The 20,850-nt window shown below is 33.0% G+C and carries 18 protein-coding genes and 3 pseudogenes; 11 read left to right on the top strand and 10 right to left on the bottom strand.

Features of this window, described 5'->3' with window-relative positions:
* Positions 1-170: 170 nt before the first annotated feature.
* The 3 genes from V6C74_RS01110 to V6C74_RS01100 form a co-directional block, all read right to left on the bottom strand.
* Positions 171-1,409, bottom strand: a complete 1,239-nt coding sequence (locus V6C74_RS01110) for an ArgE/DapE family deacylase (RefSeq protein WP_002454160.1) — start codon at positions 1,407-1,409, stop codon at positions 171-173.
* Between the two features lie 443 nt (positions 1,410-1,852).
* Positions 1,853-2,374: a hypothetical protein gene (locus V6C74_RS01105; RefSeq protein ID WP_002454161.1), complete on the bottom strand. Its 522-nt coding sequence runs from the start codon at positions 2,372-2,374 to the stop codon at positions 1,853-1,855.
* Between the two features lie 62 nt (positions 2,375-2,436).
* The gene (locus V6C74_RS01100; RefSeq protein WP_016898531.1) at positions 2,437-2,979 is read right to left on the bottom strand and encodes a hypothetical protein; all 543 of its coding nucleotides are present in this window, start codon (positions 2,977-2,979) and stop codon (positions 2,437-2,439) included.
* A gap of 267 nt (positions 2,980-3,246) precedes the next feature.
* Here V6C74_RS01100 and V6C74_RS01095 point away from each other — a divergent pair, with 267 nt between their 5' ends.
* Positions 3,247-3,807, top strand: coding sequence for a hypothetical protein (locus V6C74_RS01095; RefSeq protein ID WP_002454163.1), 561 nt, complete (start codon positions 3,247-3,249; stop codon positions 3,805-3,807).
* A gap of 49 nt (positions 3,808-3,856) precedes the next feature.
* Here the strand turns inward: V6C74_RS01095 and V6C74_RS01090 are convergent, their stop codons facing one another.
* Entirely contained in the window at positions 3,857-4,588 is a 732-nt protein-coding gene (locus V6C74_RS01090; protein WP_229716982.1) for a (S)-acetoin forming diacetyl reductase, read from the bottom strand.
* Positions 4,589-4,803: 215 nt separating this feature from the next.
* Here V6C74_RS01090 and V6C74_RS01085 point away from each other — a divergent pair, with 215 nt between their 5' ends.
* The 4 genes and pseudogenes from V6C74_RS01085 to V6C74_RS01070 form a co-directional block, all read left to right on the top strand.
* On the top strand, positions 4,804-5,163 hold the full coding sequence (locus V6C74_RS01085) for a hypothetical protein (protein ID WP_016898529.1): 360 nt from the start codon (positions 4,804-4,806) through the stop codon (positions 5,161-5,163).
* 163 nt (positions 5,164-5,326) lie between these two features.
* Positions 5,327-5,425, top strand: coding sequence for a type I toxin-antitoxin system Fst family toxin (locus V6C74_RS01080; protein WP_016898528.1), 99 nt, complete (start codon positions 5,327-5,329; stop codon positions 5,423-5,425).
* A 62-nt stretch (positions 5,426-5,487) separates the two neighbouring features.
* Complete coding sequence (locus tag V6C74_RS01075; protein ID WP_229716949.1) at positions 5,488-5,745, top strand: hypothetical protein; 258 nt, start codon at positions 5,488-5,490, stop codon at positions 5,743-5,745.
* A gap of 371 nt (positions 5,746-6,116) precedes the next feature.
* A pseudogene (locus V6C74_RS01070) lies at positions 6,117-6,276 on the top strand (recombinase family protein); the annotation flags it as partial.
* A gap of 254 nt (positions 6,277-6,530) precedes the next feature.
* Here the strand turns inward: V6C74_RS01070 and V6C74_RS01065 are convergent.
* The 6 genes and pseudogenes from V6C74_RS01065 to V6C74_RS01040 all read right to left on the bottom strand — a co-directional run bounded on the left by V6C74_RS01065 (position 6,531) and on the right by V6C74_RS01040 (position 13,902).
* Positions 6,531-7,070 (bottom strand): restriction endonuclease subunit S, encoded by a 540-nt coding sequence (locus tag V6C74_RS01065; protein ID WP_256277538.1) that lies wholly within the window; start codon positions 7,068-7,070, stop codon positions 6,531-6,533.
* Between the two features lie 144 nt (positions 7,071-7,214).
* Positions 7,215-7,301 (bottom strand): annotated as a pseudogene (locus V6C74_RS01060) (hypothetical protein); the annotation flags it as partial.
* A gap of 5 nt (positions 7,302-7,306) precedes the next feature.
* Positions 7,307-7,738, bottom strand: coding sequence for a restriction endonuclease subunit S (locus V6C74_RS01055; RefSeq protein ID WP_016898526.1), 432 nt, complete (start codon positions 7,736-7,738; stop codon positions 7,307-7,309).
* Positions 7,731-9,287, bottom strand: coding sequence for a type I restriction-modification system subunit M (locus V6C74_RS01050; RefSeq protein ID WP_103175475.1), 1,557 nt, complete (start codon positions 9,285-9,287; stop codon positions 7,731-7,733). The genes V6C74_RS01055 and V6C74_RS01050 overlap by 8 nt, the downstream gene beginning before the upstream one ends.
* A gap of 260 nt (positions 9,288-9,547) precedes the next feature.
* A pseudogene (locus V6C74_RS01045) lies at positions 9,548-12,361 on the bottom strand (type I restriction endonuclease subunit R).
* Positions 12,362-12,519: 158 nt separating this feature from the next.
* Complete coding sequence (locus V6C74_RS01040; protein WP_002454170.1) at positions 12,520-13,902, bottom strand: MFS transporter; 1,383 nt, start codon at positions 13,900-13,902, stop codon at positions 12,520-12,522.
* Between the two features lie 110 nt (positions 13,903-14,012).
* On the opposite strand from V6C74_RS01040, the gene V6C74_RS01035 reads away from it, so the two are divergent.
* The 6 genes from V6C74_RS01035 to V6C74_RS01010 all read left to right on the top strand — a co-directional run bounded on the left by V6C74_RS01035 (position 14,013) and on the right by V6C74_RS01010 (position 20,846).
* Positions 14,013-14,690 carry a winged helix-turn-helix domain-containing protein gene (locus tag V6C74_RS01035; protein ID WP_002454171.1) on the top strand — a complete coding sequence of 226 codons (678 nt, stop codon included), beginning with the start codon at positions 14,013-14,015 and terminating at the stop codon, positions 14,688-14,690.
* A gap of 108 nt (positions 14,691-14,798) precedes the next feature.
* Complete coding sequence (locus tag V6C74_RS01030) at positions 14,799-14,927, top strand: hypothetical protein (protein ID WP_256277531.1); 129 nt, start codon at positions 14,799-14,801, stop codon at positions 14,925-14,927.
* Entirely contained in the window at positions 14,876-15,511 is a 636-nt protein-coding gene (locus V6C74_RS01025; RefSeq protein ID WP_103175474.1) for a ThiF family adenylyltransferase, read from the top strand. Before V6C74_RS01030 ends, V6C74_RS01025 begins: the two co-directional genes overlap by 52 nt.
* 180 nt (positions 15,512-15,691) lie before the next feature.
* On the top strand, positions 15,692-16,603 hold the full coding sequence (locus V6C74_RS01020; RefSeq protein ID WP_002454173.1) for an aspartate carbamoyltransferase: 912 nt from the start codon (positions 15,692-15,694) through the stop codon (positions 16,601-16,603).
* A gap of 309 nt (positions 16,604-16,912) precedes the next feature.
* Entirely contained in the window at positions 16,913-18,790 is a 1,878-nt protein-coding gene (locus V6C74_RS01015; RefSeq protein WP_002454174.1) for a PTS sugar transporter subunit IIA, read from the top strand.
* 79 nt (positions 18,791-18,869) lie between these two features.
* Positions 18,870-20,846, top strand: coding sequence for a fructose-specific PTS transporter subunit EIIC (locus V6C74_RS01010; RefSeq protein WP_002454175.1), 1,977 nt, complete (start codon positions 18,870-18,872; stop codon positions 20,844-20,846).
* Positions 20,847-20,850: the final 4 nt, after the last annotated feature.

The following is a 20,850-nucleotide window of genomic DNA, read 5'->3' as shown; positions in this document are numbered from 1 at the left end:
ATATTCCCTAATTTATATATAATTATCATATTTCATCTTTATATATATAAATTAGACCCTTACAAATAAAAGCCTACGAACTCACTAAAAATATCCATTCAATCAAAAATGCACAAAAAGCCCACCTCACTTTTTCTAGCGAGATGGGCTTTCACCTTATCAATTAGTACTTAAAATTCATCAGTAAATGACGTTAAGAAATCGATATAATAATCAACAAAATCAAGATAATTTTGTTTTTCAACACATTCGTCAACTTGGTGAGGTCCAATACCAGGGCCGAACATTAAGAATGGGAAGTGCTCATCCTTACCACGAAGTAAGTTAGACGCATCTGTAACCGCAACAGTCGGCGTGATAATTAAACCTTCCTCATTAGGGAAATGTGCTTGTGCTTTCTCATGGCCAAGTTCTACCAATCTATTTTTACCAGTTGTTACAACAGGCGCTAAATCAAGATAGATTTCTTGAGATAAACTTGAACCATTTTCGTTAGCTTGTTTTAAATATTTATTAAATAATTCTTTAACTTTGTCATTATTATATTCTGGTATAGTACGCACGTTAAATTCAGCAGTCGCACTATCCGGTACAGAATTGACTTGTGAACCACCGTTAAAGATACTATTTGTCATGACTAAACCTTCAATTAAATCTTTAGCCTGTTCTTTAGTGACATTTTCAGGTAATTGACCTGCTAACTTATTCACCATATTACTGTAGTCTAAAGATTCACCTTTAACAGTTTGCGTAAGTTCTTCATATTCTTTATCAATATTTTGAATAAATTCGAGTAGTGGTTTAATCGCATTTTCACCTAAGAATGGCATTGAACTATGTGAAGATCTACCTTTAGAAGTGATTCGGAAATCCATAGAACCTTTATGCGCATAGACTAAACTTGGATAAGACGGTTCTGCGATAAGTAACGCGTCTAAATCGTCTGCATAGCCTTTTTCGTATAATTGTGAAGAACCTGCTTGTTCCATTTCTTCTCCAACAGTCGCCATAAATTTAATTGTACCTTTATTTAACTGGTTACTTTCTTTAATTTCGATTAACGCAATGGCTAATGCTGCTAAACCTGATTTCATATCAGCAGCACCACGTCCATATAAGTAACCATTATCCTCAGTCAATTCAAATGGATCATAAGTCCAGTCATCATGATTTCCTTCAGCGACCACGTCCATGTGACCTGAAATACCGATGACAGGTTGACCTGAACCAACAGTGGCGATTAAATTGGTACGTCCTTCTGAAACTTCATCTAATTTTGATTCAATTCCATACTTGTCGAACCACTTTTGTAAGTATTTCGCTACTTCCAATTCATTGTCGTTCACTGTTTTAATTGCGACGATATCCGATAGAATTTTGACTCTCTCTTCATTTGTTAATACACTCATGAATGATTACCACCTTTCCATGACTTCTATACCCACTCACTTTTAAAATTAATTTTCCGACAGAAAGTGAACTTTATCAAATTTTAATATTTCATTGATACAACTTAAATTACGTATAAGGAAAATTAAATTTCTTTAGCGCTGGTGCACTTTAATAAGGGGGAGGATGTCATCATCATTGACCTTTATCAGTGTCTCTCTATTCATCATATCAGTTTTCCCTACTCTAATTTTATAGATTTGAATAAATATTTCTCCACTAAATAAAAAAGAGTGGCACAGAAATATAATTTGTCAAAATTAATTTCTCTGTACCACTCCGGCAAGGATGACTAAGATTGAAAGAAGCTTAGCATAAGTGCACTTCCAATTCAGATATCTATTGCCAATATGTTAATTAAGGTTGAGACAATTATTTATGTTACAGCCTCCACCTATAAATCTTATTTACTTGGTGTAGAAAGTGAGTAGCCAATCGTCACTGCTACGACACGACTATTATCTACTACAAACAATACACCTAAACCTTTACCTGAAGGTGTATAACAAAAAATACCGCCATCCTTGTTTTTATTATGACTTTTCTTAATTAAATCTTTGCCATAAGCTTTTTTCAGCTGATTTAAGGTTAAATCTCTAGTCACAGTAAATTGGACTTGTTTAGCCTTAATCCCATCATTTGCGACACCTTCGAAATGTTGATCATATTTATCGACCATTTTATTATCAGTCGTACGTGTCAATTTAATTCCATTAAATGTCACATTATTACTCTTAACGGCTTTAATAAATTGCTCTTTAATTAAGAATGATCCATTTCCTTTAATGTAACCTTGATACGTATAGTAATGTGCGTTTGTAGCTTGAGCAATGCCATTAACTGGTGTAGCTGTAGAAACACCTGCTCCTACTAATGTTCCCATTGCGATAGTTGATGCTACAAAGACTTTAGTTAGTTTTCTCATGATAAGCTATCTCTTTTCTATATTTAATATTGCTTGTTTATTACGTATTAATAAATGATTAGCTAAAATTTTTCTCCAGTCACACCTAGTGTTCCGATTGTAATTTTAGTTACTTTATTATTCTTAGTAGTAAAAGATATACCATAGTGTTTATTTCCTGGGCTATAAGCATACGTTTTAGTGCCTTTATGCTTGTTAGGTAAAGCTCTCAAACCTTTACCATAAGCTTCTTTAAGTTGTTTCACAGATAGATGACTTGTAACTTTAAACTCTACGCTACCTGCTCTTGTTTTCTTAGTATTAACTCCACTAAAGCTTTGGTCATATTTCTTAACCGTGCCTTTATATTTGTTCACATGATTTTTACCAGTTGTGTAAGGAATTTTAATTCCATTCATTCTAAAAGTGTCATACTTTAACGAATTAATAAATAATTGGTTTAAAACAAATGAGGCATGATTACCAGCATATCCTGTATATGAGTAGTAAGGTGCTGTTGCTGCATGGGCTTGATTCACTGGTGGCGTATCTGTTGAAAGGCCAACTCCAAATACTGTTCCGGCTGCTAACATTGACGATAAGATTACTTTTGTAGTTCTGTTCATAAATGGATCTCTCCTCTGTTTTTATTGGAATCGCTATTTATGTACAACAAAGATGGGATATTACGATTCAATTACAATATTACAATTAGATTACATAAAGTGCAAATTTTTCTTTAATGGTTTTTATTACATTCTTGTAATTTTTTATATTTTCAAAAATAATTGGTATGATATATGTAACTTATTGTTTCAAAATAGTTCTACTTATGACCCGAAAACGATTATAATAGAATACAGAAAAATTTAATTAGGACGGAGGACAACCATTTGAAAAAGATATTAGCAAGCATCGTAGTGATCCTTCTTGTCGTTGCTTTAAGCTTCTCAATTTATGCCGCAATGACGCATGAAAGCAAATCTTCTAATACTGACTCAGATAAAGACAATCAAAAAACTGAAGAGAAACATAAGAAGAAAAATAAATCTAATCAAGACAGTGATCAATATAATGGAAATAATAACGCTAACCAAAGTCAAGAAAATGCGCAATCAGAACCAGCATCTGGCACATATAACGGAAACTCTAATATCAATCAATCCAACAACACAACTAAGCAACCTAGCAATAATCAATATCAAAACGATAAACAACAAACCAACACAAACGAAACTAAAGATAAACCATCTAAGAACAACTACAAACCAAGCACACAAAATAACACGAGCAATAATAACTACAATAATCATTCACAACAAAATAGCCAGAACTCTACACAACCATCAACATCAGAGAAACCAAACAACCAGCAATCTAGCTCACAAAACTCTGAAAACAAACCAAGTAACCAACAAAACAATAACAACAGCACACAAAATAAACACGAGTAATAAAAAACGTTTATGCAAACAGATGTATGCATAAACGTTTTTATTTTTATTAGTGGAATCTCATACCACCATCAACAATGATAGATTGTCCTGTAATATAATCTGAATCACTACTTGCTAAGAAGCTGACAACGTTAGCTACATCTTCCGGTTTTGAAAGACGTTTTAAAGTGATTTGATCAGTAAACTGTTTCCATCCCCACTCTTCAGGTTGATTGTTTTCTTTAGCTAATTTTATTGCAATACCTTCCATCATTGGTGTTTCAACAATACCAGGTGCATACGCATTAACTGTAATACCTTTATCAGCTAAATCACGAGCAGCAACTTGTGTTAAACCTCTAACAGCAAATTTAGTACTACTATATAAAGATAATCCCGCATTACCCTCTACACCTGCTTGAGAAGTAGCATTAATAATTTTACCGCCATGACCTAGTTTATTAAATTGTTCTAATGCAGCTTGTATTCCCCAGAATACGCCACCTAGATTGACTCCAATAACTTGATCAAATTGTTCAGGTGCCACTGTATCAATTGGCGTCATTGGACCTAAACCTGCATTGTTTACTAATACATTAAATTCTCCAAAATGCTCGACCACTTTTCTTAATACTGAAAAGACTTCATCTCGATTAGAAACATCAGCTTTAAACGCAATGGCCTCTTGTTCATTATTCGTTAAAGATGACGCAGCAGTTTTAGCACCTTCTTCATTGTAATCAACTATGGCTAAATTAAATCCATCTTTAAATAAACGTTCAGCAATTTTCAAACCAATACCTTAAGCCGCTCCAGTAACAACAGCTACTTTTTTAGAATTACTCATCCAAATCACTCCTGCAGATAATATATTCAATTATTATATTATCACTAAGATATAAGAATGGTTTGTAGAGTTTGTGAATACTTATTTAAATTTTATATCTTATTTGGCAATTACATATACTTATGAGTTATCATAAATTATAAATAATTTTAAAAAGGTGTTTAACGTTGAAAAAGTTAATTTATATAACTCTTGTAATTATAGTAGTAGCCATTTGTTATATGATTCTAAATTTTTTATTCTTTGATAAATGGGCTTTATATTCAAGTGAAGAACAGATAAATACCTATATCAAAAATAAAAATACTAAAAACTTAAAAGAAATTGCTAAAGATAATAAAACTTATCAATTTCTAAAAAGCCAAGATAAAGTTTCTATTAATGGACAATCAGATAATCAAGGTAGCGGTCATATAGGTTATTATCAAGTGAATATTAATGACAAACCAGCGACTTTAACTGTAAAAATTAAGTATGCATTACTACCAGAGAAACCAAAAATAAAATCAGTAGAATTAAATGACTAACTAACAAAAAGACTCTAATACATATCAAATTGAACTAGAGTCTTTTTTAGTTAACATAAATGACTTATCGGAAGTTAACTCTCATCGTATATTCGGAGATGATATAATATATAGGTCGCCTATCCCTCAGGCGTCAATTTGACGTAGAGAGGAGGTGTATAGAGTGATGCTTATTTTCGTTCACATCATAGCACCAGTCATCAGTGGCTGTGCCATTGCGTTTTTTTCTCATTGGCTAAGTAAAGGCAATAAAAATAGGTGACATATAGCCACACCAACAAAAATCCCCTCACTATTGCGAGTAGTGGGGGGATTGGTGTATAAGTGAATACTTATTTTCGTTATTTAAATTATAACACTGGTCAGTGGAGAAATGCAAAAAGTAAAATTATCAATAATACTAAAATAATTTTAGAAGGTGAAGAAATGAAAGATAAAACATATATGCAACTACTTAATATTATTTTTGTGAGTGTGGCTTTAATTAGTAATTTATATTTAATCGTAATTTTTAACTTAACGAATTTCTTAAAAGAAGAAAAGGTAAGTACATTAATACCTATAATTATAACGTTTTTTTAGGGGTGGGATTGAAATCATTATATACTTTTTTCACCTTTTTCTAAGTTAAATATAAAAAGGAATACGAATACTCTCATGATTTTATAAAGAGTATAATTGACTTTGCAACAGCTTTCACATTTTTAGATTATGTAGGAAATATTGTGAAAAACCATTATTTACAGTCCATCATATATATAGTAACTATAGGAGTAATACTAGGCATAGTGTTAAGTCAAGTTCAAGGTTACAAAGCTTTTAAAATGAAAAAAAGAAATAAAAAAAGCTGAAAATGTATAAAATAGGTACACCCTAAACATACAAAAGAATTGTTGAAATTGTAACAATCTAATTGAACGGTTAAGATGTACGTTAATTACAGGTGAAAAATAATGATTATTGGCTATACGAGAGTATCATCTATCTCCCAAAATTTAGAAAGGCACCTTAAAATTTTAAAAAAATTTGGTGTTGAAAAAAATATTTACAGAAAAACAGTATGGGAAATCAATTGAAAATAGACCAGTGTTTCAAGAAGCGCTTAGCTTTGTGTAAATAGTCGATTGGTTTATGATAAAATCGATTGATTGTTTAGAAAGAAGTTAATATAATAAGACATACTATTTATAGAATTAAACACGATAATGATTAGGTTTAATAAACTTTGCTTCAATGCAAATGAGTACTTTTTACATCGTCCTAAAACACATGTTAATAATCTATTATATGAAATTTGAAAATAAGATAAAAAAAGAGAGAAAATACGATCTCTCTTTTTTACTTAACATAATAGGACTTTATCAGAATTAGACGAACATCTTCTGTAATAATCCTTGCTTGCGTTGCTTTAACAATTCGACTTTTGAAGATTGTTTTTTAATTAATTCTTCATATTTAGTTAAAAATTCTCCTATTTTTTCTTGTTCTTCTATATTTGGCAATTCAATTTTAGTATTTAAGATATTTTTATTGTACAACCTTTTAATAGTTGTTCCTTCAATTCCTGCCCATTTAACAATTTTATAGAAGTATTTTAAATATTTATTTAGGACTTCATCATTATGATCTAGCCAAACAATGTTTGAATCCTGATAGTATGCATCTTCCCCTGTATATTCTATGGTTCTACCAATACTTCCTGATGCTGATATTAATATATCACCAACATTAGGGTAAGGATATTTCTCTTTATATTCATTAAACTTTTCTCTAGTTATAAATGTATCAGCACTCTTTCCAAAGTTCCCTATTTTATAAAAAGGTATTTCACCACTCTCAGTTGTTTCATTTTTGTATATACGTTTATTCATAGCTACTTTACCAATATCCCCTAACTTCTTAGTTATCCATTCAGGATATTTATTACCTTCATCATCATTAAATTTTAATTGTTTTGTAAAAATCTGATTTATATAAGAATGGTTTTGTTTTTCTAATAATTCAAGCTTCTCTTCTTCTAACTCAATCTGGCGGTCGAGTTTGCTAAAGAAATTTCCAATTTTATTTTGTTCTTTTAAATTTAAAGGGAATTTAATTTGAAATTTTCCTAAATCACCTAGATATATACCTGGTTGTGCTGATACTACTTGATTTCGTTTGAGTTTTTTCTTAAAAGAATGAGTTTGAAATAAATTCTTTTTAAATTTATTTCAAACTCATTTCTCATTCTTAGTATTGCTACACTTCTTTGAAAAGCAATATTTTCAGGGTCTTTTACAATTGCTACGTTCCCTATAGTACCAACTATTGATAAAAGCAAATCTCCTCTTTTTAAATTGTAATTTTTATATATGCGATCAAAATCTACTTTACTAATCTTTCTATCATCTTCATTTATAGATATTTTATTATTTTTTAAATTTTTAGCACTTAGCAACCAAGGTCCTTCTTTACTATCTTTATGAGTGCCATGCGTGCCATCTTTTAATATAGATGTAATTTGATTTAACGTACTACTCTCCCATCTATCATTAATTCCTGGAAATCTTAATTCTGGAGTATTTTGTTCAGTCATTGTTCAACACTCCTAGTTCTTTAAGGTATTCGTTGATTTCTGACTCTACGTTGGCGATTTCTTTATCAATATCTTTGAGTTGTTGTTGGACTTGGTCTAAGTCAATCGGCTCTTCTTCTTCAAATGTATCTACATATCTAGGAATATTAAGATTGTAATCATTTTCTTTAATTTCATCTAAACTTGCGACGTAACTGTATTTATCTATTGTCTCTCTTTTGCTGTATGTTTCGACAATTTTTTCTACATCTTCATCTGTAAGGTGGTTTTGGTTTTTACCTTTTTCAAATGATTGAGACGCATCGATAAATACTACGTCATCATCTGCTTTACGACACTTCTTAAAGACTAGGACACACGTTGGAATACTTGTCCCAAAGAACAAGTTGGCAGGTAAGCCTATCACGGCGTCTAAATAATTCTTCTCTTCGATTAAATATTTACGAATTGTGCCTTCGGCTGCGCCACGGAATAGAACACCGTGTGGAAGAACAACTGCCATTGTCCCCTCATCATCTAAGTGATAAATCATATGTTGAATAAATGCAAAGTCTGCTTTAGATTTAGGTGCAAGTTTGCCGTAATCACTAAAACGTTCATCATCTAAGAATGAAGGTTCAGCACTCCACTTCGCACTGTATGGTGGGTTTGCGACTACCGCATCAAATTGTTCGCCTCGATGCGCTGGATCTTCTAATGTACCGCCATTTTCAATTTGGAAGGCTTTAAAGTTCACATCGTGAAGTAACATGTTCATTCGAGCTAAGTTATAAGTTGTACTATTGTATTCTTGACCATAATAGTTACGTACTTTAGCTTCACGACCTACACGTAATAGTAATGAGCCAGAACCACATGTCGGGTCATACACACTTCTTAAATCTTCCTTACCATCTGTAACGATCTTCGCAAGTATCGTTGATACTTGTTGAGGTGTATAGAATTCACCAGCCTTTTTACCCGCGTTAGCCGCGAATTGACCAATAAGGTATTCGTACGCATCGCCTAACATATCGATTTCTAAATCACTATGCACGAATGGTAATGTAGAAATATTCATCATGACTTTCCCAATTAATTTCGTACGAGCTGCATTCGTATTCCCTAATCGGCTGGAGTTCAAATCCATGTCATCGAATAAATGAATAAAGTCATCTTCACTCTCGTGACCACGTGTAGAGTTCTCAACATTTTTAATCGCATTGCTTAAGTCTTCAATTTCAAATGTCTGGTTTTCAATTTTAGCTTTTAAATTACTAAATAAATTTTCCGGTTCAATGACGAAACCAATACGTTGAATTAATTCTTTCTCAACAATAGGACGATAGTCCTCATTATTCATTGCTTCTGAATATGTAATATTATCTTCTGCAAGAAGTCTTGCGGATGTCTCTTCAACCTTCTCACTCAAGAAACGGTAAAAGATAAGGCCTAAAATGTAATTTTTAAATTCATTGGCGTCCATATTCCCACGTAAGTCATTCGCAATGGACCATAATTTCTTTTGTAGTTCTGCTTGTTGTTGACGTTGCTTCTCAGATGTAGTCAATGTACGTTCCCTCCATTTAGTACAAAATCTATAAATAAATAGTTGTCCACTTATTTTGTCTTTTATTTATAATTTTATAGCACAAAATAAAATAAGTTAAGTGGGAACATCCACCTAACTTACAGTTTTTATAGAATATTTTACTAGATATAAAATCTAACGCACGACTTCCAAGGGAGCAGGATAATTATCTAAACCGTGGCTCGCCCTAGTCCCTTTTAAAAGCATCGTCATTAAAGTCATATAAAACTTTACTCTGATTAATCAACGGCACCATATTTTTCAACGGTTTCTTGGACGAAGGATTTAACATTATCAATTTTCTTAGTACGTACGAGTAAGCCACCAGAGACACCCTCTTCAACTAAATTATTATCTAATTGTCCGCTGTACTCATATTCACTGACAAGCTGTTTTAATAAATCAATTGGATAGGTTTGATCTTTGGCGAAATCTTGTAACTCTCCTTCTTTGACTTCCTCTTCAAACTCATAATATGCATCATCAATCGCTATTTCCTCTTCAAGATGTGGAATCACACTATCTAAGAACTCGCGAATTAAGTCTGCCTTCAGTCTTAATTTATCATCATCTGCTTGTTCAAGTAACTTACGTATCTGCTTACATGCTTTATCTGGTTCTTCTTTATTCGTTAAATCAATCTGGTTCAATAAATCTAGAATATATTGAACATTAATCAAATCATTTCTTAATATCTCGACTTCGAAGTCAATATCATCTAAAACAGAGACTTTGTTTATCTCTCTTTTATTTTTCTGACGCACAGCATCATATAAATTAAGATATTTACCTCTGTAATCTTGAAAAGTTTGCTGAGCTATGCCGAGTTTATCCTTGTCAAAGCTAAATTCGTCAAACGTTTTTAGCATTTGCATTAAACGTGACAAACTACGGAAAGTTAATACAAACTCTTTAATATCATCTTCACGTTCTAATCGGTCTACTGCTTCTGGCGTATCTGCAACTTTATACAACTCTATTAATTGCTTTTTAAACTCAACTAAATACTCATCAAATGATGCACTCAATACCGTGTCTACATCATCTGTTTGTGAGAATAACTCGATTGCTTTATCTGTATTCTCTTTCAAATTACGATAACACACAATGTTGCCATAAGGTTTGGTCTCATCTTCAACTCGATTCGTACGAGAATAAGCTTGAATTAATGTATGGTATTGTAAATTTCTATCAACATATAACGTATTTAACTTTTTACTATCGAAGCCTGTTAAGAACATATCGACAACAATTAAAATATCTAATCGTTCACCTGGCATGCCTCGTTTCACTCGCTGAGAAACATCATTAAAGAATCCATCAAAAGTATCTGTAGAATAATTTTTATCAAACATTTTATTATAATCTTTAATTACTGTTTCTAACTCTTCACGTGAATGCTTAGGATTTTCATTTTGTTGATACACTTCTCTATTTTTATGCATATCTTCATTAGGATTATAAGTGAAAATTGTAGAAACATTGAGGTTGTGTAAACCTGCTTCTTTCATCTCTTTGAAGATTTTATAATATCTAATCGCCATCGGTATGCTATGAACAGTAAAAATGGAAGTATACATCTGATTACGCGTCTTCTTGTGATGGTTTGCGACAAGATGTTTAGCTACTTTCTTAAGACGGTCGTCAGCCATCCAAATCTCATTCTCATCTATCTTAGAAACATATTCTTCATCAATATTGTCCTTCAATGTATCAAATGTATTGAGGTATTCAACAGAGAATCCTAGTACATTGCCATCACGAATCGCATCTTTAATAAGGTAAGTATGGAGGCATTTCCCGAATATATCCGCCGTCGCACGTCCGTCTTGACTCGCATTCTCTTCAAAACGTGGTGTACCTGTGAATCCAAAGTATTGCGCGTTCTTAAAATGTTGTTTGATCACACGATGCATATCACCAAACTGTGTACGATGACACTCATCGATAATGAATACTACTTTATCTTCTTTATAACGTTCAATCGCTTTGTGTCCTGTTTTAATTGCATTTGCCATCTTTTGTATCGTCGTTACGATAAGGTTCTAAGTAGGGTCGTCTAACTGTTGAAGTAATTTACGTGTATTGTCTGTAAGGTCGACAGAGTTATTTTCAAATTTATTAAATTCAGCAAGCGTTTGACTATCTAAATCCTTACGGTCGACTAAGAAGATGACTTTATTGATATTAGGTTCCCTAGAGAGAATCTGACTCGTCTTGAACGAAGTTAACGTTTTACCGCTTCCTGTCGTATGCCAAATATAGCCATTATTATTCGTCTCTGTCGCACGTTTAATTAGTGCCTCAACTGCGTAAACTTGATAAGGTCTAAGCGCCATAAGCACTTTATCCGTTTCATTAATAATCATGTAGCGACTAATCATTTTAGCAAGTTTGCATGGGCTAAGAAAATCTTCAACAAAATCTTTCAGGTTATTGATACGTTGATTATTTTTATCGCTCCAATAAAACATCGCACTCTTAAAAATTCTTTGGTCGCTATTTGCGTAGTAACGTGTTTCCATCTTATTACTAATAACGAAGAGTTGAATGAATCTAAACAGACCTGTGTAATTAAATTTACGATATCGTTCAATTTGATTAAATGCTTGAGCAATAGCGATACCACTTCTTTTTAACTCAATTTGAACAAGAGGCAAACCATTGATAAGAATCGTCACATCATAACGACTTTTATATGTATCTTCAACAGAAACTTGGTTCGTTACTTGGAATTTATTCTTACACCACTTTAACGTGTCCATAAAACTCAGATATACTTTCGTCTCATCATCACGTTCAAGAACATACTTATCCCTTAATATCATGGCACTGTCAAATATACTTTTATCGCTAATATCTATCATAATTCTACGAAATTCCGCATCTGATAATGGCTTCCCTTCAAGTTTATCAGCATTACGTTCGTTTAGAATTGAGCGGAAATTATCGACTAGCTGTGCGTGATCACGTACTTGAACTCTCTCGTATCCTTGACTCACTAATTGTTTAATTACATCTTCTTCTAGAGCTTGTTCGCTTTGATACCCCATACTATCACCCAATATAAATAATTTAATTAAAATATATCATATTTACTTGGGTCAATATATAGTGAAAAACAAAAATTGCACACATAACAATTATTAATGAAAAAACTGTTATGAGTGCAAGAAATCTTTTAATAGATCATTTTAAATTAGAATATCTTTTATTCAGCACGTTGTTTGGTTCGTAAGATTTTTAATAAGAAAGGGAGTAGTGCTATAAATAAAGATGCAGCTGCAAATAACCACGCTTCACTAGCCCCTGCTATTAGTTTATTAGAACTTGAGAAGTTATTAATAAATAATGAAGTTATAGCTGTATAAATAGCAATACCTATATTTTGAACCATTCTTTGAGCTGCTCCTACTGTACCTTGCATATCTTGAGAAACGGAGCCCATAATTGCTGAAGTATTAGAAGGAAGAAAGAATCCACCTCCTAAACCATATAGTAGTAATAATAGACTTAATGCTATTGGACTTAAAATAAATTGGAAGCCTCCTAAACTTGTATAAGCAATAGTCATTATAATTAATCCAATCACCATTAATATGGTACTTCCTAAACGAGATATCAACTTTCCGGCAAGTTTTGAAACAATGACTAAGCCTAAAGGAGATGCTAAATTAACTAAGCCCACTTGCCATGAACCGAGATGGTTAGCTTTCTCTAATATGTACGGTGGAACGATAAATCCTAGAGAGGTCGTACCGCCAAAAACAAATATCGCAAAAATAGGAGAAGAAAAAGATATATTTTTAAACATGCGTAAATCTATGATTGGATGACTATTTTTTAATTCCCATACTACAAACAAACTAAATAGTATGATAAAAGTTATTAAATTCCCATAAACGAGTAAACTTTTAATAGAATTATGAGACCATGCAGTTAGACTGATTAATAAACAAAATATAGATAGAAATAACAATATATTTCCTCGCAAATCTAGGTGAATAGATGTACTTCTATTTTCTTTAATATTTCTCTTCAATATTAAACAACCAACTAACCCTACTACGATAAAGGGAATATTCATCCAAAATATCCATCTCCAACTTCCTAAAGAGAGTAAACTCCCTCCTACACTAGGTCCTAAAACTGGTCCTATTCCTAAAAGTATACTTAGCGTTCCTAGGGCCGATCCTTGTCTATCTTCAGGAATACTAGTTGTAATAATAGCAGTGGCAGTGCCTTGCAACATTGCTGCTCCTATACCTTGTAAACCTCGAAATGTGATCAATTGGATAACATTACTTGAAAAACCACATAAAATTGAAGCTATTAAAAACACAATAAGCCCAATACTATAGATATTTATTCGACTATATTTGTCACTCAATCTTCCAAATATGATAATCGTTCCCGTCAATAATAAAGTATATAAAGTGACACTCCATGTTATCAATGATGTATCAACATTAAATGATTTTGATAAAGTAGGTAATGCTACGTTAATAATTCCACTATCTAAGGTAGATAAAAACATTCCTATGCCTGCGGTAAAAACAACTAAATAATCAAAATATTTAGAAGAAATGTTCAACTATAATACCTCCCTATCTAACTAATTTATTCATACCCACATAAAATTTCGCTTAACACCGAAATATTTTATGGGTATAGAATAATAATATAAATAGAGAAGGTGAATATATGTATAAAAAGTTTGCTAATAACATTCTACTTATTGGACATCAAACACGTTTGACAATGTTAATAGAATTATCTAGTGGTAAAGCACTCCCAGCTGGTGAATTGGCTAAATTAGCTAATGTGAAACCTCAAACTGCTAGTGATCATCTTTCTAAATTAATAGAGGCTAACCTAATTACTGTAGAAAAGTGGGGAAGACATCGCTATTACAAAATAACTGATGAGAAGGTTATAGATGCTATAAATGCATTAGCCATAATATCACCATCTATGGAAAGTAAGTCTTTGAAAGAAACAACTAAAAAGAGAAAGTTATCATTTATGAGGACCTGTTATGGTCATATTGCTGGAAAAATGGGTGTTAAATTTACGGAATCATTATTAGAAAAGGGTTATATGGAAGATTGTGAAGAATATTATAAATTAACTGAAAGTGGAAAAGCTTGGTTGAAATGTCTAGGATTAGAAACAGATAATAAACTATATTCTAAACCTATTATTAAACATATAGATTGGACTGAAAGAAAACACCATATAGCCGGACCTATTGCTTTAGAGATTACAAAAAAATTATTTGAATTGTCTTGGATCCAAAAATGTGAAATAAATCGATGTCTTAGGATAACTAAAAAGGGAGAAAAATCTTTTAAAACTCATTTAGATATGAATACGAATTGATAAGTAAAATGAAAGCTTTTGACAAAGCAAGAAGTTATATGATTACTTATATTTCAATTTTTCCTTGAGACCTAGTATTAGCAATTACTTATTTTTGGGAGGTTCATTATGAAGTCTAAAGTTATTAAGTACACTGCTGAATTCGATGAACAACGTTATTGGGAAAGAGTTAAACGAAATTTAGGTTGGCTAGGAAATACACTAAAGAACGTCAGAAAAAAATCAGCAATGTTGTAATTGGTATAGCAGGTTGTGGAGGTATAGGAGGTGCTGTAGCTGAGAGACTAGTGAGATTAGGCGTACGGCATATAAAAATTGCCGATCCTGATTATTTCGACCTTTCTAATATTAATAGACAGTATGGCGCTTCCCTCAGCACCATCGGTAAAAATAAAGCTGAAGTTGTTGGAGAATCTATATTTAATATTTCTAGAGATGTTAATGTTGATATTTTCCCTGAAGGCATCAACGATAATACTGCTGATGAATTTGTAGAAGGTTGTGATTATGTTTTAGATAAAATAGAATTGTTTGAGTTGGAAGCTCGTTATGCATTACATGACGCTTTTAAAACCCATAGCCGTTGTAAATTCATGTTAACAGTCCCCGTGTTTGGTCATAGAGCCTTCTTTTTTAAATGGACCAAAGATTCTATGTCTGCAAAAGACTATTTCAATATCAAACCCGGCTCAAAGTTAGATGAACATAATACAAGAAAAATTGTTTATTCCCTATTTCCTAAGTATCCCCAATTTCCATCCAAAGAAAAATTAGATGAATGGTTGATTCATAATAAAGAATGTCCCATTTTTGCTGGTTGACCCCTCTAGCACAAGGTCTTCTAGTAGAAAGACTGAGTTTTGAAATAGTAGATTTAAAAAATATCCCTGAATATAAAGAACTACCTACAACACCTAGTTATTCTATGTTTGATTCAGCCTCTTGGAAAACTAAAGTTATAGAAAGAGAGGCGAATAAAATTGATTGGTAATTTATTATCAATGAATGATATAAACTTAAATTTTATTAATAACTTATTTGAACAAGCTAATCGCTATGAAAGAGCCTTGAAAAATAACAAAATTATCAAAGATTTGAATGGAAAAGTTTTAGCAACCTTATTTTATCAACCTAGTACGAGAACTAGAATGAGTTTTGCTAGTGCTATGTTTAGGTTAGGTGGTCAAGTTATAGATATGGGAGGTCCAAAGGTAGCACGTACCGATGATTACTTTGATGAAAGTATGGCAGATACTATTAAATATATCTCTCAATATTCAAATGCAATGGTTATGCGTCATTATGAAAACTTCGCAGTCGAAAAAGCGTCCAATATTACTAACATACCTATGATTAATGCGGGTGATGGTACAAACGAACATCCGACACAAGCCTTACTAGATTTATATACAATGACTAAGGAATTAGGTGGTTTAGATAATAAGATTATAGGTATAGGTGGAGATATTAATTGTAGAGTAATTCGTTCTATAGTTATGGGATTAGAAAAATTTGATATTAAAAAAATTATCTTCCTTTTACCGAATGGCGAAGAATTGAATAGTGATATATTACACTTATTAAGGAACACTAATTATTCTATAGTTCATAATGTAGAAAGAATATTAGAACAAGCCGATATATTGGATATAATCCCTTTTGAATTGCCTGATTTTAATTCTGCTTATTCTGAAAAAGTGGATAATAAACCTCAGTTACCAAATAATCTAATTGTATCTAAAGATAAATTTAATAATAAAAATACTATCCCCGTTTTAAGTCCTGGTCCAAGAGAGGACGAACTTTCCTCAGATACAGATGGTATGAGCAATGTGATATTTACTAAACAAGCATATAATGGCATGCTAATAAGAATGTCTCTATTGTATTACTTTATGAAATACGACAACTAAAGTGCATTTCAAATATTTAAATAAAAGTAAAGAAAACTTGAAAACGTTTCCTTACAAAAGTAATAATTTAATAATATTTCTTAAGAAGTTTGCCCTTTAGAATTAAAAATTCAATTAATTAATAAAAATAGCATGTATACAATTATACATCACTCCCCTAACTATCACCGTGGTTTGGGGAGTTTAATATAATTTATATAAATGTTTTAATTCACCCTGCCACTTGCCTATCTCCTCGCTAACAAGTAAACTTTGATTGTGGAGTAAGCGTTTTCCTAAACAAACTTTGTGGGAGAAGTGAGATGGACTATGATATACAGACAGATTAAACTCATTCAACTCTTAATCAATAACGCTCAAACGTACGTTAGCGGGAATAAAGTTTCGGCTTATTTAAATGTGTCTAATCGCACAGTTAGGAATGATATTAAAGTTATTAATTCTACATTTATTGATAATCTTATAGTGAGTGTTAAATCTAGAGGTTATCAATTAAATTTAGATACATATTCTATTAGTTATATTGAGGGACAATTAAATGACAGTATTCTTAAAGAGAGAAAGTTATTAATTACGATTGCTTATAAATTATTGATGGATCATCATACATATACTTTGAGTGATCTTGCATCACAGTTTCATCTATCAAAGTCAGATGTACTCGATTGTGTCACACGTATCCAAACTTGGTGTGAAAAATTTGATGTCACCATCACTTTGAAAAGGAAACAAGGCATCATTATCGATGCTAGTGGTTCGGATTTAAGTAATGCGGTTCTTCATCTGAATCAACTCTCTTCGAATGAAATTAAGGTAGAAGATTTGATTCTCCAAGAATTACCACAGGGACATATTCAGCGTATTCATCATATTATTAAGAAACATATTCAAGCTTCCGAGCTTCAAACGTCAGATAATCAAGTGCGACAATTACTTGTGCATTTAATCTTAATTATCAAGCGTACTAACTCTGAGGAGTTAGATTGGGAGTCGAATCCAACTTCACTAGCCATAGCACGACAGTGTATTAAAGATATTAATCAACAACTAGGTTACCAGCTGACTGATGAAACGAGTCAATTGTTTTCATTCTTCATTAGTTATCATTTCAATCAATTTGATTTAAGCTTCCAACAACTCTTTATTCAAAGTTATATTCAACGGTTAATACAATTGATGGAAACGAATGTAGATATTCTTTTTTCTAAAGATTCAATTCTAAAAGAAAATATTTATATGCACTTTAGTCGTACCTACTTACGATTGATGCGCAATGTTTACCTCAACAATCCGCTGACATCTGAAATCAAACAACTCTATCCTTTTATCTTTAACACGCTTTACGATGTGATTCATCAGTTATCTAAAGACACTGACATACAACTTAGCGAAGATGAAATTGCCTTTTTGACGATCCATTTTCAATCATCAATTGAACGACAAATGCACTCGACCATTAACGTTGTCATTGTGTGCTATTACGGCTTAGGGGTTTCAACTTTATTAGCTGAAAGAATTAAGAAATTAAGTCCTTCAATATCAATTGTTGATACATTGAAACTTGAAGATGTTGAAACTTATGACTTTGCGCAAGTGGATATGCTCATCACGACGCATGATATCAACTTAAGTCACAAACGTTCATCACACCTTCCGAAAGTGATTCAGGTGTCGCCATTATTTTCGAAAGATGATGAACGCCAAGTTGAACATGTAATTAAAACGTTTAAAAATCCAACGTTACAAAGAGATGCCCTGTCACCAATAGAATTTGTGGTTGAGTCCGACATCGAACAAGATGAACCTTCCATTGCACTCTCAATCTTTAAGAGAACTCAAGAGATTCTAGAACAGCATCAAGCGACTTTAGACGGTTACATTGAATCTGCGATGGAACGCGAACGTCAGTCTTCAACTTTCATAGGCAATGGTATGGCGATTCCTCACGGTAATCCTGAGAAGGTGCTGAAATCTCATGTGATTGTCTATAAATTCAAACACCCCATTCCATGGAAACAACATGATGTGAAGTTAGTGTTCTTCCTAGCGATTGCGAAGAAAGATGCACAAATGATGAAAAATATGATTCAGTCACTGGCTCAACTTGATGAACATACGGTTGATCAGTGGTGTCTGATGGATAACCAAGTCATGAAAAATAAGTTAATCGCTCAAATTCGAGAATAATTGCCACTAATAACGGCAATTATTCTTTTTTATACAGTATTGAATACGCTTACACTTTAAATAAAGGAGAGTGAAAGCGATGAAAATACTTGCTATAACATCATGTCCGAACGGTATCGCTCATACATATATGGCTCAAGAAAAATTAGAACAAGCTGCTAAGGAAATGGGCGTAGATATCAAAGTTGAAACGCAAGGCGGTGTAGGTGCTGAAAACATTTTAACTGCCAAGGAAATTAAAGAAGCAGATGGCATCATTATTGCCGCTGATAGACAAGTTGATCTTTCACGTTTTAATGGTAAACGCCTCATTAATGAGAACGTGCGTGAAGGTATCCATCATCCAAAACTATTAATTCAACGTATCATTGATCAAGACGCCCGTATCTATCATGGAAATGATTCAGAAACTCACAGCCACAATTCTGAAGAAGATAATGAACATAAAAGTGGCATGCAAATGGTCTATCAACACTTAATGAATGGTGTCTCTTTCATGGTGCCATTCATCGTTGTAGGCGGATTGCTGATGGCCATTGCTTTAACTATAGGTGGCGAAGCGACTTCTAAAGGCCTCGTCATTCCAGAGCATTCATTCTGGAAATCAATTGAAAATATTGGAAGCTTATCTTTTAAATTTATGGTTCCAATCCTAGCCGGTTATATTGCCGTAAGTATTGCTGATAAACCCGGACTTGTTCCAGGTATGATTGGTGGAGCTATCGCTGCTGACGGAAGTCTCTATGGCAGTACTGCAGGTGCTGGTTTCTTAGGTGGTATTGTTGCCGGTTTCTTAGCTGGTTATATCGCTAAATGGATTAAACAAATTAAAGTTCCTAAAGCGATGGCACCGATTATGCCAATTATTATCATACCTATTATTTCTTCACTGATAGTGGGACTGATATTTATCTTTGTCATTGGCGCTCCGATTTCAAGTATCTTTGCTGCATTGACGACATGGTTAAAAGGTATGCAAGGCGCTAACATTATTATTCTAGCGTTGATTATCGGCGCTATGATTGCCTTCGATATGGGTGGTCCGATTAACAAAGTTGCCTTTCTCTTCGGTTCTGCATTAATTGCTGAAGGTAACTATGCAGTGATGGGAATGGTTGCTGTAGCAGTATGTACGCCTCCAATCGGTTTAGGCTTAGCAACATTTATTCAAAAACGTAAGTTTAACAAAGCTGAACAAGAAATGGGTAAAGCCTCATTTACAATGGGTCTCTTCGGTATCACTGAAGGTGCGATACCTTTCGCTGCACAAGACCCACTTAGAACGATTCCAGCTAATATGATTGGTGCTATGGTAGCATCTGTCATCGCCGCGCTGGGAGGTGTTGGAGATAGAGTAGCTCATGGTGGCCCAGTTGTAGCAGTACTTGGCGGTATTGATAAGGTCCTTTGGTTCTTTATCGCTGTCATTATCGGTAGTTTAGTCACAATGATGACGGTTTTAATTTTCAAGAGACATACACCTGCGAATGAAGTGAATGCACACGAGACTGACCCTACCCTTGAAAATGATTCTACATCAGCAAATGACACAACAACACAAAGTAATGTAGCAACGACTGCTCCACAAAGTGAGCCTACAAATGAAAGTAAAGAACATGAAGTATTTGCCGAGAATATTATTGAAATATCAAATACTGAACTTACGCGTGACAATGCGATTGATACGCTCATTTCTAAATTAAATGAACATCACTATATCTCTGATGTTGAAGAAGTTAAAGAAGCTATTCTTAAGCGAGAAGCAGAGTCAACTACTGCCATTGGTATGAATGTGGCGATTCCTCATGCGAAATCAAGTGCAGTCAATCAACCTGCCGTAGCAGTTATGCAAAATAGAAAGGGCATTCAGTGGGAAAGTCTTGATGGTTCATTACCGCAATTGGTCTTCCTTATCGCTGTGCCTAATGACAGTAATGATACGCACTTAAGATTGTTACAACGCTTATCAAAAGCTTTAATGCATAATGATACAAGAGACAACCTCGTGCATGCTCAAGATAAAAATGAAATCTACAACATTTTAAAAGAGATATAAAGGA

Origin of the sequence: Staphylococcus capitis subsp. capitis, from assembly GCF_040739495.1 — a bacterium.
Lineage (GTDB): Bacteria > Bacillota > Bacilli > Staphylococcales > Staphylococcaceae > Staphylococcus > Staphylococcus capitis.
This window is presented reverse-complemented; position numbering and strand designations above follow the sequence as displayed.